The sequence below is a fragment of the Mycobacterium sp. SMC-8 genome (assembly GCF_025263565.1).
Lineage (GTDB): Bacteria > Actinomycetota > Actinomycetes > Mycobacteriales > Mycobacteriaceae > Mycobacterium.
This window is the reverse complement of sequence record NZ_CP079865.1, coordinates 1,181,528-1,196,820: the sequence shown is the minus strand read 5'-3', so window position 1 is coordinate 1,196,820 and position 15,293 is coordinate 1,181,528. Positions and strand designations below refer to the sequence as shown.

At 69.1% G+C, this 15,293-nt stretch carries 19 protein-coding genes; 7 read left to right on the top strand and 12 right to left on the bottom strand.

Annotation, left to right across the window (positions count from 1 at the left end):
• Positions 1–373: 373 nt before the first annotated feature.
• The gene (locus KXD97_RS05910; RefSeq protein ID WP_260755839.1) at positions 374–907 is read right to left on the bottom strand and encodes a peptidase; all 534 of its coding nucleotides are present in this window, start codon (positions 905–907) and stop codon (positions 374–376) included.
• A 156-nt stretch (positions 908–1,063) separates the two neighbouring features.
• Positions 1,064–1,486, bottom strand: coding sequence for a superoxide dismutase, Ni (gene sodN / locus KXD97_RS05905; RefSeq protein WP_260755838.1), 423 nt, complete (start codon positions 1,484–1,486; stop codon positions 1,064–1,066).
• Between the two features lie 22 nt (positions 1,487–1,508).
• Between sodN and KXD97_RS05900 the strand changes: the two genes are divergently transcribed.
• The gene (locus tag KXD97_RS05900; protein ID WP_313901351.1) at positions 1,509–1,850 is read left to right on the top strand and encodes a S26 family signal peptidase; all 342 of its coding nucleotides are present in this window, start codon (positions 1,509–1,511) and stop codon (positions 1,848–1,850) included.
• 13 nt (positions 1,851–1,863) lie between these two features.
• Here KXD97_RS05900 and KXD97_RS05895 read toward each other — a convergent pair whose 3' ends face one another.
• A complete protein-coding gene (locus KXD97_RS05895) occupies positions 1,864–2,022 on the bottom strand; it encodes a hypothetical protein (protein WP_260755837.1) in 159 nt (52 codons plus the stop codon).
• A gap of 365 nt (positions 2,023–2,387) precedes the next feature.
• Here KXD97_RS05895 and KXD97_RS05890 point away from each other — a divergent pair, with 365 nt between their 5' ends.
• The 3 genes from KXD97_RS05890 to KXD97_RS05880 are packed head-to-tail and all read left to right on the top strand — an operon-like array spanning position 2,388 to position 4,643.
• Complete coding sequence (locus KXD97_RS05890) at positions 2,388–2,729, top strand: rhodanese-like domain-containing protein (protein WP_260755836.1); 342 nt, start codon at positions 2,388–2,390, stop codon at positions 2,727–2,729.
• A gap of 14 nt (positions 2,730–2,743) precedes the next feature.
• Positions 2,744–3,817, top strand: a complete 1,074-nt coding sequence (locus KXD97_RS05885; protein ID WP_260755835.1) for a DUF4328 domain-containing protein — start codon at positions 2,744–2,746, stop codon at positions 3,815–3,817.
• Between the two features lie 4 nt (positions 3,818–3,821).
• A complete protein-coding gene (locus KXD97_RS05880; RefSeq protein ID WP_260755834.1) occupies positions 3,822–4,643 on the top strand; it encodes a glycerophosphodiester phosphodiesterase in 822 nt (273 codons plus the stop codon).
• Here the strand turns inward: KXD97_RS05880 and KXD97_RS05875 are convergent.
• From KXD97_RS05875 to KXD97_RS05860, 4 genes are all read right to left on the bottom strand, one after another.
• Entirely contained in the window at positions 4,640–5,194 is a 555-nt protein-coding gene (locus KXD97_RS05875; protein WP_260755833.1) for a ferritin, read from the bottom strand. The two genes, KXD97_RS05880 and KXD97_RS05875, sit on opposite strands and share 4 nt — an antisense overlap.
• Before the next feature lie 137 nt (positions 5,195–5,331).
• Positions 5,332–6,600, bottom strand: a complete 1,269-nt coding sequence (locus tag KXD97_RS05870) for an LCP family protein (RefSeq protein ID WP_396884700.1) — start codon at positions 6,598–6,600, stop codon at positions 5,332–5,334.
• Between the two features lie 48 nt (positions 6,601–6,648).
• On the bottom strand, positions 6,649–7,416 hold the full coding sequence (locus KXD97_RS05865) for a CPBP family intramembrane glutamic endopeptidase (RefSeq protein ID WP_260755832.1): 768 nt from the start codon (positions 7,414–7,416) through the stop codon (positions 6,649–6,651).
• Positions 7,417–7,453: 37 nt separating this feature from the next.
• Positions 7,454–8,266, bottom strand: coding sequence for a DUF2470 domain-containing protein (locus KXD97_RS05860; protein WP_260755831.1), 813 nt, complete (start codon positions 8,264–8,266; stop codon positions 7,454–7,456).
• Between the two features lie 111 nt (positions 8,267–8,377).
• Here KXD97_RS05860 and pheA point away from each other — a divergent pair, with 111 nt between their 5' ends.
• Positions 8,378–9,313 carry a prephenate dehydratase gene (gene pheA / locus KXD97_RS05855; protein WP_260755830.1) on the top strand — a complete coding sequence of 312 codons (936 nt, stop codon included), beginning with the start codon at positions 8,378–8,380 and terminating at the stop codon, positions 9,311–9,313.
• Complete coding sequence (locus tag KXD97_RS05850) at positions 9,310–10,005, top strand: histidine phosphatase family protein (protein ID WP_260755829.1); 696 nt, start codon at positions 9,310–9,312, stop codon at positions 10,003–10,005. The genes pheA and KXD97_RS05850 overlap by 4 nt, the downstream gene beginning before the upstream one ends.
• Here KXD97_RS05850 and KXD97_RS05845 read toward each other — a convergent pair.
• The 3 genes from KXD97_RS05845 to KXD97_RS05835 all read right to left on the bottom strand — a co-directional run bounded on the left by KXD97_RS05845 (position 9,985) and on the right by KXD97_RS05835 (position 11,999).
• Entirely contained in the window at positions 9,985–10,185 is a 201-nt protein-coding gene (locus KXD97_RS05845) for a hypothetical protein (RefSeq protein ID WP_260755828.1), read from the bottom strand. The two genes, KXD97_RS05850 and KXD97_RS05845, sit on opposite strands and share 21 nt — an antisense overlap.
• Before the next feature lie 76 nt (positions 10,186–10,261).
• Positions 10,262–10,615: a metallopeptidase family protein gene (locus KXD97_RS05840; protein ID WP_260755827.1), complete on the bottom strand. Its 354-nt coding sequence runs from the start codon at positions 10,613–10,615 to the stop codon at positions 10,262–10,264.
• A gap of 4 nt (positions 10,616–10,619) precedes the next feature.
• Positions 10,620–11,999 (bottom strand): septum formation family protein, encoded by a 1,380-nt coding sequence (locus tag KXD97_RS05835; protein WP_260755826.1) that lies wholly within the window; start codon positions 11,997–11,999, stop codon positions 10,620–10,622.
• Between the two features lie 124 nt (positions 12,000–12,123).
• On the opposite strand from KXD97_RS05835, the gene serS reads away from it, so the two are divergent.
• Positions 12,124–13,383: a serine--tRNA ligase gene (gene serS / locus KXD97_RS05830; protein ID WP_260755825.1), complete on the top strand. Its 1,260-nt coding sequence runs from the start codon at positions 12,124–12,126 to the stop codon at positions 13,381–13,383.
• Here the strand turns inward: serS and KXD97_RS05825 are convergent.
• Together KXD97_RS05825 and KXD97_RS05820 are read right to left on the bottom strand one after the other, a co-directional pair.
• Positions 13,380–13,727, bottom strand: a complete 348-nt coding sequence (locus KXD97_RS05825; RefSeq protein ID WP_260755824.1) for a hypothetical protein — start codon at positions 13,725–13,727, stop codon at positions 13,380–13,382. The genes serS and KXD97_RS05825 overlap by 4 nt on opposite strands.
• The gene (locus tag KXD97_RS05820; RefSeq protein ID WP_260755822.1) at positions 13,724–15,286 is read right to left on the bottom strand and encodes an MBL fold metallo-hydrolase; all 1,563 of its coding nucleotides are present in this window, start codon (positions 15,284–15,286) and stop codon (positions 13,724–13,726) included. Before KXD97_RS05820 ends, KXD97_RS05825 begins: the two co-directional genes overlap by 4 nt.
• Positions 15,287–15,293 lie beyond the last annotated feature (7 nt).

The following is a 15,293-nucleotide window of genomic DNA, read 5'->3' as shown; positions in this document are numbered from 1 at the left end:
GCACCTCGCACCGCCATAGTACGGTGCGGTTAAGCAAATACTAACGGCTCCGTAGCCAGCATACGCACGTCTCTTTGACAGCTGCAGTCACATAAGTTGCCTCATGTACCGTCGGCAACGATCGCAGAAGGGGTGGCGCAGACCACGTTTGGTTTGCTGGAGGCTGGGTGTCCCTGGGTTCTGCCCAGCGCCGGCAAGTCGCTTCTCGGCATGTGATACGGCAAACGTCCGCGTCCGCGGTGTGACGCACCTCTCGTCACGGTGTCAGTAGCCAGTGGCAGGCCGGCAGGGATGATCCGCCACCGGCCTGTGCGGCGCGGCCGGTTCGCCTGAGGACCGACACGCCCGCAGCGGTCTGGTACCGGAAGGGCCGTCAGGCGGCCAGCAGCATCGCGAGGATCGCGGTGTCGGGATGGCTGATCGGATCCACCCCGACGCGGCTGACCATCGAGGTCACCGTGCCGTCGGATTCGGCCTCGACCCATGCGGCGCGGTGTTCGAGACCCAGGTGCGGCAGCCCGGGCAGCAGCACGCAGCCCGACGCCGCGCCGGTGCACTCGGGAAGTGACGGCGTGGTCTCCGAGGGGGGATGCAGCATCATCAGCGCCGGGGGCTGACGATCGGCGAAGTGGCCGGGGGGCACCGCCGAGTCCCCGACCACGGTGCCCTCGGCGAGCACCAGCCCGACCGTGCAGGGCTCGGGCTCCTCGGGCAGTTCCTCGCGCACCCCGAAGATCGTGGTGGTGGACAGCAGCCCCGGCATCGACGCGACGCGGACCGCCACCATGAGCAGCTGTGCCCACTCCTTGGTGGAGTCGGGCCACCGGCCCGAGACGACGAACCCTTTGAGAGATCCGCGTGAATGAAACGGGGCGATCTCGATCGCCCGTCCGGACCCGAACTCCATTTCGCCTCCTGGCATCCAGACCAACGCCCGACACGCCTCTGGGTCGATTGGCACAGAATGCGGCACAAGCCTGTTGGCAGACAAGAGGACACGACTGCTAGCTGGACAAACAAAACCCGGCTCGGTCGACGACCGAGCCGGCGTTGGTGGGGTGGGTCAGGCAGGCGGGTAGACGCCCATCTGCTTGCCCTTGTCGGTCTGCCAGAAGATGTCGGCGATCTCGTCGATCGTCTTCAGCAGCTTCTCGGCGACGGCCACGTCGAGCGACTTCTTGACGTCGCCGGCACCGTGCACGCCGTCCCAGAAGAGCTGGTGCAGGTTCGGGAATTGCTCGAAGTGGTCCTTGGTGAAGAAGTCGGCCCACAGCACCATCAGGTGGTGTTTGACCTCTTCGGCCTGACGTTCCTTGATGATGATGGCGCGGGTCTTGAAGTGCTCATCGTCGGAGTCGTGGTATTTCTGGATCGTCTTGAGGCAGGACAGCGCCTCGATCTTGGCCTGCGCGGGGTCGTAGACGCCGCAGTACAGATCGCAGTGGGCGTGGGCAGGGGTTGCGTTGGCGAACAGTCGATGCAGCATGGCCCTAACTTACCCTTAGGCGATGCGGCGAAGCCATGGGCCACAGGACTCCGGGTTCGACTGGCCGGTGCGCCGTTTCGTGGTGGTGGAGGACTCCATGTTGCCCACGCTGAAGCCCGGGGACATGTTGCTGGCGTGGCGTGACGGGCGGCCCCGCGAAGGGCAGTTGAGGATCTTCCGGCATCCGAACACGTCGACCCGCTGGCTGGTCAAACGCGTAGGCGACGTCTACGGGTCGGTGTTCGAGGCCCGGTCGGACAATCCGCGTGCGGCAGGGGCGAGCGATTCTCACGATTTCGGACCGGTGGCGGCCTCGGGCAGTTACCGCGTGCTGTGGCGGCTGCCGGGAAGCGCGCGCGGGTGAACGTGGGGGACGGTCAGTACAGGACGATCAGCGCAAGGATGCCGAGCAGGACCAGGGCGATGAGCCCGGCCCGCAGGCAGGCCATCAACTGACTGCGGGTGTAGACACGCGCGGAGGACGGCCACTCCGACGGCTGGAAGGCCGACCCCGAATCCATCGAAGACGACGCCATCAGACGCTCCTCCTGTGCACGCTGTTTACCTCCCCGGACCCTGCGCTCAGTGAGATCAGTCACAAGCCCACTCGTGTGACGGCGATCATAACCCCTTGTGATCGCGCTGAGAAATCGACTGGCAAATGCTGTCACTTAACACCGTGTGACGCCAAATTAGTTAGCACGGCAACGTATTTCGCTCGGGGCGATCGTGGCCTGTTGATCGCGTAGGCGGTGGGCGGGCAGGTTATCCACAGAAACCCCGGCGGACTGGGGCGGGCTCTGTGGATGAAGCTGTGGAAACTGTGGATAGTGTCGTCCGGGCGATTATTGCTGCTCTCCCGTCCTGGCCACCCGGGCGGAGCGCGTGCCAGCATGAAGTCATGGATGACACCGACGTGCGGCAGGTGGCGATCGGCGACGTTCCGGTCGAGTTCGACAAGAACGTGGTTCTGCTGGACGTGCGCGAGGACGACGAGTGGCAGCGAGGCCATGCGCCGGGCGCCCAGCACATCCCGATGGGGGAGGTGCCCGCGCGGATGGCCGAGATCGACAACAAGGCGCAGTTGTTCGTGGTCTGCCATGCCGGCGGCCGCTCGCAGCGGGTCGCGCAATACCTGGTCCGCAACGGCTACGAACCGGTCAACGTCACCGGCGGCATGCTGGCCTGGGCGGGGGCGGGACGCCCTGTGGTCACCGACGCCGGAGATGCCGGCACGGTCTGACTTACTCTGGTCCGATGATCCAAGTGTGTTCCCAGTGCGGGACGCGGTGGAACGTGCGCGACCGGCAGCGGGTGTGGTGCCCGCGCTGTCGTGGCACCCTGCTCGCACCGTCTGGCCACGCTTCCGGATCCGAATGGCGCAGCCCGGCCCGGGACGCCGCGCCGCAGGGTCAGCGGCTCCCGTCCGGTTACCGCTGGGTGGCCGTCCGGCCCGGCGCGCCGCCGCGTCCGCGCCGTGGGCGCCGTGACCTCGGTCCCACCCCCCGATACCAGACCATCCCGCGCTGGGGCCTGGTCGAGCAGTTCGACACCCCGGTCGAGCAGACCGCCCCGCGCACCGGGCCGTCGGCGACCGCGGTGCGGATGACGCTGGTGATGGCGGCCGCCGCGCTGGGTGCCGCCGCGTTCGTCCATCTCGTGCGCTACGTGCTGCTGATCATCAACCGCTCGGTGCTGCTGCACCCGTGGATCGCCGGAGCGGCCACCTGGGGTGGCGTCGCGGTCAGTGTGGTGGCGGCGTTCATGACGGTCGCCGGCATCGTCGTGCTGATGAACTGGCTGATCGCACGGCGGGCGGCGGCGTTCGGTCATCTCGGCCAGCCGGAACCCAGATCCAGGTGGATGCTGCGCCTGGGCTGCCTGATCCCGTTCGTCAACCTGCTGTGGGCCCCGGTCTTCGTGACCGAACTCGCCGGCGCCGAAGAGCGACAGCGCCGGCTGCAGAGACCGATCCTGCTGTGGTGGCTGCTCTGGGTCGCGAGCACCGCGGTGTCGGTGTTCGCGTTCGCGACCAGTTTCACCGCCGACCCGCAGGGCATCGCGGACAACACGGTCGCCACGGTCGTCGCGTATCTGGTCGCCGCCGCCGCGGTGCTCGCCGCGTTACGCGTGTTCCTCGGTTTCGAGCGGCAGCCGGTGGAGCGGCCGTCCCGGCGCTGGGTCATGGTCGAGGCCATGCCCGGCAAACCGGCCCACCGAGCCGTCGCCGAGGACGAAGGAAACCCCGACGCCCCGGGCCGATCCGAGGACTCCGTGGACGCCGAACCCGCGCGTGCGGTTGAGCGTTCCGGGGCGAACCCGGCAGCATAGCCCCATGAGCTCCGGCGGGACGTTCGGCGGTCATCCATTCGTGGTCGCTCACCGAGGTGCGTCGGCGGATCGCCCGGAGCACACCAGGGCGGCCTACGAGCTTGCGTTGGAGGAGGGCGCCGACGCGGTCGAATGCGACGTGCGACTGACCCGCGACGGGCATCTGGTGTGCCTGCACGACCGCAGGCTGGACCGCACGTCGAACGGAACCGGCCTGGTCTCCGAGATGACGCTGGCGCAGCTGCGCGATCTCGACTTCGGTTCCTGGCACCCCGGTTCGAAGGCGGACGGCAGCATCGGGGGCACCGGGCTGCTGACGCTCGAAGAACTCGTCACGTTGGTCCTGGACTGGAACCGGCCGGTGAAGATGTTCATCGAGACGAAGCACCCCGTCCGGTACGGCGCACTGGTGGAGAGCAAGGTGCTCGCGCTGTTGCACCGGTTCGGTATCGCGGCACCGGCATCCGCCGATCTGGCGCGCGCGGTGGTGATGTCCTTCTCCGCGGCCGCGGTGTGGCGAGTGCGGCGGGCGGCCCCGATGCTGCCCACGGTGCTGCTCGGGGAGACCTCGCGTTTCCTCGGTGGCGGTGCGGCCACCACAGTCGGCGCCACCGCGGTGGGGCCTAGCATCGCGACCCTGCGCGAATACCCGGAGCTCGTCGACCGGGCGGCCGCCCAGGGCCGCGCGCTTTACTGCTGGACCGTCGACCACTACGAGGACGTGCAGTACTGCCGTGACCTCGGAGTGGCCTGGATCGCGACCAACCACCCGGGCCGCACCAAGTCGTGGCTCCAGACCGGGGCGACCGGCGTCGAACGCGACTAGAGCGCGCCGCCGGCGGCCTTCGGTGCCGTCGAGTCCGCCGACGGCGCGGCGATCTCACGCGCGACGTAGTCCTCCAGGTGGAACAGGTCCGAGCCCGCCCGTTCGGCGATGCGGACCAGCGTGGTCATCAGCGAGACCTCTTCCACCTGCTCCTTCAGGAACCACTGCATGAACTGCTCGCCGAGGTAGTCGCCCTCGTCGCGGGCGGTGGCGGCCAGACTGCTGATCTGCTCGGTCACGGCACGCTCGAGATCGAGCGCCAAGGCGATGGCGTCGCGGGGTGTGTCGAACGCGTTGCGCACCGGATCGACTGCGGGGATCTCGGCCTCGACGCCGCGGTCGATCAGGTACTGCACCAGCATCATCGCGTGATTGCGCTCCTCGACCGACTGGCGATAGAAGAACTTGGCCAGTTGCGGTAGGTCGGAGCTGTCGAAATACACCGCGATCGCGAGGTACTGCTGGGACGCACCGAGTTCGCTGCGCACCTGGTCGTTGAGGAGCCGGTGGAACTTGGTGTCGAGGGCGTCGGTGGCGGCGGCGGAAGTCATGGCCCGAGAATAGACCAGGTCATACCTGCTTTTCAGCAAAGGTCATCCTTACCGAGGCAAGCTTCGCCTTAGTAAGGATGGGCATGGTGACGTGGCCTACACAATTTGCTGGCTGGCGCCAAGATGTCTACAGACGTCTACCGGCGGCCGGCGTCGATGACGTCCTGAGGGATGGGTGAGTCCGACGCCAATGCGGAGAACAGCCGCTGCGCGGCGTCGGTGTCCCAGACCACGATGGATCCCGATCCGTTGGAGGTGAACTCTCCGATCGGCACCGTCACGTTCACGACGTCGCCGCGCAACCCCCACGCCAGCCGGGCGAGGTCCCACACGTGGTCGCCGTCGTCGACGGCCACGGTGTCCGCCGCGGCCCGCAGCATCGGATACCAGCGCAGCGGGTTGAGCAGCACGGTCGGGCTGGACGCGCGTTCCACCAGCGCGGCCATGAACTGGCGCTGGTTGGCCATCCGGTCCAGATCCGCGCGTGGGGTGGCGCGGGACCGCACGAAGCCCAGCGCCGACCGCCCGTCGAGGCGCTGGCATCCGGCGGGCAGGTCGATGCCGGCCAGCGGGTCGCTGATCGGCTCCGCCGGACACATCGTCACCCCGCCGACGGCGTCGACCAGCCCCGCGAACCCGCCGAAGCCGATCTCGGCGTAGTGGTCGATACGCAGACCGGTCGACGCCTCGACGGTCTGCGCGAGCAACTGCGGACCACCGGCGGAGAATGCGGCGTTGATCTTGTCGCTGCCGTAGCCAGGGATCGAGACGTAGGAATCCCGGGGGATCGACACCATCGTGGCCGGAGTGCTGCCGCCCAGGCCGGGCAGATGCACCAGCAGGATCGTGTCGGTGCGGCCACCGCCGAGTTCACCGCCGGTGGCCAGCGCGGCCTGCTGCTCGGGAGTCAGGCCCTCGCGGGCATCGGAACCGACCAGCAGCCAGGTGGTGCCCTTGCCCTGTGCGGGGCGATCGGCCAGACCGGTCAGCGCGGGCACCCGGGTCAGCGACGAATCGATCCACACGCCGGCGGCGACCGTGCCGACGGCGGCCACCAGCACGAGCACCGCCGCGATGCGGAGCAGACGGCGCAGCCGCCGGGGTTTTCTGCGGGCAGCTGTCGGGGGCGGGGGTGGTGCGGGAGCGGTCTTTCGTTGCCGCGGTGGCGGGGGCGGCGGCGGTGGTGAGGCCGGTCGCGGCCGGGCGGGCGGCAGGTTGGGCGACGGTGGGTGACGCGTCGGCGGAGACGGCGCCGGCCTGCGCGGCGGCGTCGGCGGGTTGGGCGGCCACACGGGACGGTAGTTCGGGTCGCGCCGGATCACCTGTGACGGCTCACGACGGCCCTGGCCTGGGCGCGGAGGAGGAGGCGGAACCGGCCCCGGGAGCGGCGGCCGCTTGTCGGTCACGACAAGAATGTACGCGCCGGCGCTGTCGGCAGCGGTGTCGCCGCACGGTCAGAGTAGCCAGCTGATCTGGTCGTAGAGCAGCGAATACCCGACGAACGCAACCGCGTCGATCAGGGTGTGCGCGATGATCAGCGGCCACAGTCGACCGGTGCGCTGGTACACGTAACCGAACACCAGGCCCATCGCGATATTGCCCAGACCGGCTCCGAAGCCCTGATAGAGGTGGTAGATCCCGCGCAGCACGCTCGAGGCGAGCAGCGCCGTCCACGGGTTGACCTGCAGTTGGCGCAGCCGGGTCAGCAAGAATCCGACCACGACCACCTCCTCGGCCCAGCCGTTGCCGAAGGACAGCAGCAACAGCAGTGGAATCCGCCACCAGGTGTCGTTGAGTTCGGCAGGCTCGACGGACGCGTTGAGTCCGAGCAGCCGGGCGATCTGGTACAGCGCCAGCCCGGGCACCCCGATCAGCAGCGCCAGCCCGACGCCGCCGAGAACATCTGCGCGCCAACGGATCGGGGCCAGACCGATGCGGGCCGGACCGTCTCCGCCGCGCCACAGCAGGTACACCGCCAGTGCGCCCCAGGCCAGCAGCTGGAACAGCACGGCCAGGTTCAAGCCGAGGTCGATCAGGTCGAACGGTGAGCGGATCGGGTTGAGCGCCACGATCTGATCGGACAAACCGAGCAGGACGCTCTCGATGAGGCGCAGCAGCGCGGTGTAGCCGCTGAGGGCGAACGTCACCGCCAGCACGACACCGATCTCGACGCGCAGTGCGCGCCGCTGCTCGTCGGTCGGTCCTTCTGCGGTCACGCCCACCGCAGACACGGTAGTGGCCGCGTCGGCTGGGGACGGCTCAGGCGCCGCGGGCGCGCAGGCCGTTGAGGAACGGGCAGCCCATCAGTACCCGGATGGCCTGGCTCAGGCCGGTCACGTCGTCGACCGGACGGGTGAACGGCAGTCGGACGTCGTGGTCGCCGTCCTCGCTCTCCACCCGTAGCTGCACCCCGTAGCGGTCCAGCCCGAGAGGTCGTACCCGACCCTGCCGCAGCGAGGTGGGCAGCCGGGCTGCCAGCCGGTCGACCACGTCGCGGTGTGCCGACTCCATGTGCTGCAACCAACACGACTCCATGGCGTAGAACGGGTCCGGTCGTGCCCCCAGCAGGGCGCTGAGCGCGACGGACTCGGCGCCGGTCGAGTCCGCGACCACCACCGACTCGATCTCCAGCCGCATCAGCGCGTAGCGGGTCTCGTCGCGGTGTCCGCTTCCGGGACCGCGATGCCCCGCCTCGACCTGCAGCAGAGCCGGGTTCGGTTCCGCTGCGGCGATCAGATCCAGCAGCGCCGGCACCTCGGGGAGCGGCACGTCGCGCAGCCTGCCCTGAATCCAGACCAGCGAGCGCACCGGTTCCCGCAACGGCAGCGGCGCGTAGTCGGTCATCTCCAGGACGGCCTGGATGCCCGCGTTGCCCTTCGAGGTCACCTCGGCGGCCAGCGGGCCGTCCCCGGGCACGGTGATCGCGAACGACCCGTCGTCGAGCAGGTGGTGCACCGGCGTGGCCGTCGGGTCGATGCCTTCCACGGCGAGCATCGCGCCCCCGGCCCGTGCGCAGGCGCTGCGGATCCGCTCCGCGGTAGTGGGGGCTGAAGTCGCTGTCGATGGGGTCATCGCCGCCTCCTCAAGTTGGTAAGGTGAGGCTAACTTAACTACCCTCGCCACCGCCGCGCAAGGGCTTCCGCAGCGGAACGGGATTACCGGGGCAACCGTTAGGGTGGTGCGGTGCCCGGCATCGCATACCTCGGCCCGGAGGGGACGTTCACCGAGGCGGCGCTGCGCGCCATCGAGGCCAGCGGGCTGATCCCGCCGCCGACCCCGGACGCCGGGCCGGAGCCCGTGACCCGGATCCCCGCCGAATCCACCTCGGCCGCGCTGGCGGCCGTGCGGTCCGGCGACGCACACTACGCCTGCGTGCCGATCGAGAACTCGATCGACGGGTCGGTGATCCCGACCCTGGACAGCCTGGCCGTCGGCACCCCACTGCAGATCTTCGCGGAATTGACCCTGGATGTGGCGTTCACGATCGCGGTGCGTCCCGGCGTCGCCGCGGCGGACATCCGCACCGTGGCCGCCTATCCGGTGGCGGCCGCGCAAGTCAGGCGCTGGCTCGCCCAGCGGCTGCCGCACGCCGAACTGGTGCCCGCCAATTCGAACGCCGCGGCCGCACAGGACGTGGCGGCCGAACGCGCGGACGCCGCCGTCAGCACCGCGCTCGCCACCGAGCGGTACGGCCTGGAGGCGCTGGCCCGCGACGTCGTCGACGAGCCGAATGCACGAACCCGGTTCGTGCTCGCGGGCCGCCCCGGTCAGCCCCCGAAGCGCACCGGCGCCGACCGCACCTCGGTGGTGCTGCAGTTGGCCAACGTGCCCGGCGCGCTGGTGTCGGCGCTGACCGAGCTGGCCGTCCGCGACATCGACCTGACCAACATCGAATCGCGGCCCACCCGCACCGAACTGGGCACCTACAAGTTCTTCCTCGACTTCGTCGGGCACATCGACGACGTGCTGGTCGCCGAGGCCCTGCGGGCGCTGTACCGCCGCTGCGCGGACGTGCGCTACCTGGGGTCCTGGCCGACCGGCGAGGTCGTCGGCGCGGTGCCGCCGCCGACGGACGGCGCGACGGCGTGGTTGGACCGGCTCCGGGAGGGGCGACCGTGAGCGGGCGCCTGGTGCTGGTGCGGCACGGCCAGACCCACAGCAACGTGGCACGCCGGCTCGACACGCTGCCGCCGGGGGCTGAGCTCACCGATCTCGGGCGCGACCAGGCCCGCTCGTTCGCCCGGACGCTGGCCCGTCCGCCGGCGCTGGTCGCGCACTCGATGGCGATCCGCGCCGTCCAGACCGCGCACCACATCACGGCCGAGCTCGCCGCGCCGGCGCACGGCCGCCACGAACTCGAAGGTCTGCACGAGGTGCAGGTCGGTGAGCTGGAGAACCGCGACGACGAGGCCGCCCACGACCAGTTCAACAGCATCTACCGGCGCTGGCACGAAGGAGAACTCGATCTCGCCCTGCCCGGCGGCGAGTCGGCGCGGCAGGTGATCGACCGATACGTGCCCGTGCTCGAGCAGCTGCGGATGCGCTACCTGGACGATCCGGGCTGGCACGACGACATCATCGTCGTCAGCCACGGCGCCGCCATCCGTCTGGTGTCGGCGGTACTGGCCGGGGTGGACAGCCGGTTCGCGGTCGACCACCACCTGGCCAACACCGAATCCGTGGTGCTGGCCCCGGTCACCGAGGGCCGGTGGAGCTGTGTGCAGTGGGGCAAGTTCACCCCGCCGTTCGACCCGGACACCCCGGTGACGACCGGCGTGGACCCGGCGGCCTCAGCCGACCCGATGGGCTGAGACCGTCACGTGCTCGTCGCACACGCATCCGACCGCGCTGCAGTCGAGGTGGATCTCATGGACGCTGTCGGTGGCGATGCAGCCGTCCTCGGTGCATTCGGCACGACGGTAGGCGTGGTGGATGAGCGCGCCGTGGCAGTGCTCCAGCCCTGAACGGCAGGCGCGGCACTGATTGGTCATGCCCCGTTCATAGCACCCGCCGGTGACGGGTCCCGGTTGCCGCGCGGCCATTTCACGAACGGGCCGGGCGGACGGGTCAGCCCCAGCCGAGTTCGTGGAGGCGGTCGTCGTCGATACCGAAATGGTGGGCGATCTCGTGGATCACGGTGATGGCCACCTCGTCGACCACCTCCGCTTCGCTGTCGCAGATGTCCAGCAGGGCCCCGCGGTAGATCGTGATGGCGTCCGGCAACGAGCCGGCGGCATACCAGGAGTCCCGTTCGGTCAGTGCGACGCCCTCGTAGAGACCGAGCAGTTCGGGTTCTTCCTCGTTGCGGTCGGCGACGAGGACGACCACGTTGTCGATCGCCTTGGCCAGCTGCGGCGGGATCAGATCCAGCGCGTCGCCGACCAGCTCGTCGAACCGTTGCGGGCTCATCCGCACGGCCATCGGGCTACACCCCGGGTGGCGGCGGCGGTGGCGGTGCGAGCGGCGGACCGGGCACCGGTGGCGCCGGTGCGGGAGGCGGTGGCAGCTGATCTACAGGCGGAGGCGGAGGCGGAGGCAACTGGTCGGCAGGGGGCGCGGGCGGAGCCGGCGGCGCTCCGTTGAGGAACGTGTTACCCGACTCCGGAACCTGACCGGCCGGCTGCTCGGGCTGTGCCGGGGTCTGCGGCCCGTGCACGGTCGACTGCTGGCTGTCATCGGAGCTCGAACCCGACGAGCTCGAAGACGACGAGCTCGAAGACGACGAGCTTGAACTCGACGAGTCCGACGAGCTGCCGGACGACTCCGGCATCGGGATCGGCGGCAGGTTCAGGCGCTCCTCCGGGATGTCCGGCGGGGGGACGGGTGGCTGCCCGTTGATCATCAACGGGCCCTTGGCGCTGTTGAGCAGAGTCGACCAGCCGCCGTTGCCGAGGGTGGCGCCGATGCTGCACGACACCTGGCGGCTGCCCGCTGACCAGCTCGGTAGCGACACCGTGCTGTAGACCAGCGTCAGCGTGGTGTCACGCAGTTTGATCGGGGCCAGGTAGGCGTCGGTCAGCTTGGTGCACTCGTCCTTGATGAACGTGTCCTGCTCCGGCTCGGGCGGGACCGCGTCCGGGAATTTCGCGGCCAGGTTGACCGCACCGGTGACCTCCATCGCGTGCGGTGCGGCGCAGTCGATGGGAATGTCGGTGGGCTGATTGGTCGCCGAGTCGATACCCAGGCAGGTGCCCGCAGGCCACACCTTCGACTGGTCGATCTCGGCGACCCTGCCCTTAAACGGCAGCTGCTGGTTGTTCGGGCCGGGCAGCTGCAGGCCGCACAGCATGCGCCGCTCACCCGACTGCCGCCAGGCTTTGTCACCGGACCACAGCATGCTGATGGTGAAGCGGGAGTTGGGATCGAAGCGCACCCCGAGGTAGCGCTTGACCGCGGCCGAGCACTGCTCCTGGCTGATCTGCTGGATGCGTGCCGCCGACGGCGGCGCGGCGTCCGGGCCGTACTCACTGCCCGGGAACGTCCGCATGTCCACCGACTGCGCCACCTCAAACCGGTGCTCACCGGCGCAGTCCACGATCTCCGCGGCGTCCGGTGTGCGGTCCGGCCAGTTCAGGCAGTCGCCGCTCTTGGCATGGTCGAACGTGTCGTTGCCGCGGGGGCCGAGTGAGATCGAGTTGGCGGTGAGCCCGCCGTTCGGGTCGGTCGTCGGGAGGGCGGTGATCACCCCGGCGATCAGAAGGCCGCCGAGGGCCGTCAACAACAGCGCGCGCCGGGTCGACGCGGCCTGCAGACTCCGCCACCACGGGCTCGGTGTCGGGCCAGGTATCTCTGACATCCGCTCCATTGTGACAGGCGTGTCAGGTGCTGTGACAAGTGATGCAATTGTAAAGTTATGCGGCTGGAGCCGGCTCGGCGGCGACGTTGCGCGGTTATGCCAGGACCCCGGCCGACCCCGTAGGGTTGCGCCCGTGATCGACCTGAAGGTGCTGCGAGAGAACCCCGACGCCGTACGCGCTTCACAGCTGGCCAGGGGCGAGGACCCCGGTCTCGTCGACGCGCTCGCCGACGCCGACACCGCGAGGCGGGCCGCGATCTCGGCCGCCGACAACCTGCGCGCCGAGCAGAAGGCCGCCAGCAGGCTGGTCGGCAAGGCCACCCCGGACGAACGGCCGGCGTTGCTCGCCGCGGCCAAGGACCTCGCCGAGAAGGTCAAGGCCGCCGAGTCCGCCCAGGCCGAGGCCGAACGGGTCTACAGCGCCGCCCACATGGCCATCTCGAATCTCATCATCGACGGTGTCCCGGCCGGCGGCGAGGACGACTTCGTGGTGCTCGACACCGTCGGCGAGCCGAGGGCCATCGACAACCCGAAGGACCATCTCGAGCTCGGCGAGTCGCTCGGGCTGATCGACATGGAGCGCGGTGCCAAGGTGTCGGGGTCGAGGTTCTACTTCCTCACCGGGTTCGGCGCGCTGCTGCAGCTCGGCCTCTTCCAGCTTGCGGTGCGCACCGCCACCGAGAACGGCTTCACGCTGATGGTGCCGCCTGTGCTGGTGCGGCCCGAGATCATGGCAGGCACCGGCTTCCTCGGCGCCCACGCCGACGAGGTGTACCGCGTGGAGGCCGACGACCTGTACCTGGTCGGGACCTCTGAAGTGCCGCTGGCCGGCTACCACTCGGGCGAGATCCTCGACCTGTCGGCCGGGCCGTTGCGCTACGCCGGGTGGTCGTCGTGCTTCCGCCGTGAGGCCGGCAGCTACGGCAAGGACACCCGCGGCATCATCCGGGTGCACCAGTTCGACAAGGTGGAGGGCTTCGTCTACTCCAGACCCGAGGACGCCGAGGCAGAGCACACCCGGCTGCTCGGCTGGCAGCGGCACATGCTCGGACTGATCGAGGTGCCCTACCGGGTGATCGACGTCGCCGCAGGCGATCTCGGCTCGTCGGCGGCGCGCAAGTTCGACTGCGAGGCGTGGTTGCCGAGCCAGCAGGCCTACCGCGAGCTGACGTCGACGTCGAACTGCACGACGTTCCAGGCGCGCCGGCTGTCGGTGAGGTACCGCGACGAGAACGGCAAGCCGCAGACCGCCGCCACGCTCAACGGCACTTTGGCCACCACCCGGTGGCTGGTCGCCATCCTGGAGAACCACCAGCAGCCGGACGGCAGCGTGCGCGTCCCCGAAGCGCTGGTGCCGTATGTCGGCACCGATGTGCTGAAGCCGAAAAGCTAACGGGCGTCCAGGAGTTCGTCGAGCACCTCGATGAACTCCTCGGGTCGCTCCGGCGTGCACGCCGGGTCCAGCCGGGTCCCGTCGACGTCGAACGTCACCAGCGTGGAGCGCCGCATCCGGTTCACGTCCAGCGGTAGCCAGCGACGGAAATCCGAGGTGCCCCACAGTCGGAAGCGATGGGTGAACGCGCCGAGCGGCTCGGCACGGTATCCGCGGATCTCGCGCAGCGGGATGATCTTCGACGTGCCCGACGGAAAGTGGTAGCGCCGCAACGTGACCGCCTCGCGGTCGAGCTGGATACGGCCGTCGTCGTAGAAGCGGGTGGACCCGCGGGGCTGGGTCACAGCTTCTCCGACCGCAGCTCGTGGCCCTTGGTGGTCAGGCAGCGGCCGCTGGCCAGGTTCCACTGCCAGCCGTGCAGATTGCAGGTCAGCGTCTCGCCTTCCACCACACCGAACTTCGATAGGTCGGCCTTGAGGTGCGGACAGCGCCGCTGAATCTCCCAGCCGTCCAACGTGATCGAGGCGCTGTCGTCGTGAGCCTCGGCAAACCAGCCGTCGGCGTACGCGATCCGCTCGTCGGTCAGGCATTTGAAGAACGTGTAGAGGTATTCGTTATAGCCGCCGACCCGCCACGCCGAGAAGCGGGTGGACAGAAAGATCGTGTTCACCCAGTCGGGCTCGCGGTCACGCAGCACGGTGCGCACCAACTCCGGCGCGATGGCGAAGCCGTACCGGAACTTCTCACCCGGAACAGCTTCGCGCACAGCGCGTTTTGGAAAGTCGATGACCACCGTCTCGTCGTGGCCCGGACCGGACAGGCGCAGTTCGACCGGATAGCCGATGCCGTCGCAGATCTGGTCGGAGGCCAGCATGATCGGCTCGAACAGCTCGCGCAGCGGGTCCAGCAGCGGCGGCCCGGCCGCCGGGGCCCACCCCGCCTTCTGCGCCGCCAGCACCGGCGCCATCCGCTCGGCGTAGTCGGCGATGTACTGGGCCTTGCCTGTGGTGAAGATCGCCAGTACGTCGTCGTCGGGGATCGGGTGGGTCAGCGAGTTCAGTTGCGACCCGGTGAGATCGGCCGTCGACCCGGGGATCATCAGCAGTCCGCCGTCGTGACCGTGGCTGCGCATCTGGTCGAGGAACACAACCTGGTCGGGGAAGATGTTGGCCGGATCGGCGTGGTCGTCGTTGAGGCTGCGCAGCGCGGGATCCAGGAAGCACGGCGGCCCGGCCGACGGCACCACCCACGTCGCGCCGACCTGCGCGATGTACTGGCGGCACCGGTCCATCTGGCGCTGCCGCTTCTGGGTCCCGAACGCCTCCTTGGCGCGTGCCGGCATGTCGTAGACCATCGGATACCAGATCGCTCCGGAGTACTGGAGCATGTGGACGTCGACCTGGCCGAAGTCGGTGTGCAGCACGTCCAGATCGACCGGGCGGGCGTCGTTCATGTTGAACGCGACGGTCTCGCCGTCGTCGATTACCAGGCCGGAGTCACCGATCGGTCCGTCGGCCGGGGCGCGCAGCGCGATGATCATCACGTCCAGATCGCCCTTCGGGCCGCTGACCCGGTGCTTCACCGAGTCGGTGGTCTCGAAGAACGTATGGAAGCCGAGCTTCTCCAGCTCCCGGCGCAGATCCGGCACCGGGAAATCGGGCAGTAGCACCACGGCGTCCTTGTTGACGTGCTCGCGGAGATTTTGCGGGTCGAAATGGTCCTTGTGCAGATGCGACACGTACAGGTAGTCGACGTCACCGAGGGCCGCCCAGTCCAGCTCGCTGTTGTCCGGGAACGGGAACCACGACGCGAAGTACGCGGGGTTCACCCACGGATCGCACAGGATGCTCCCGGCCTTCGTGTCGATACGGAAGCCGGCGTGGCCGACGCTGGTGACCTGCACAGATACC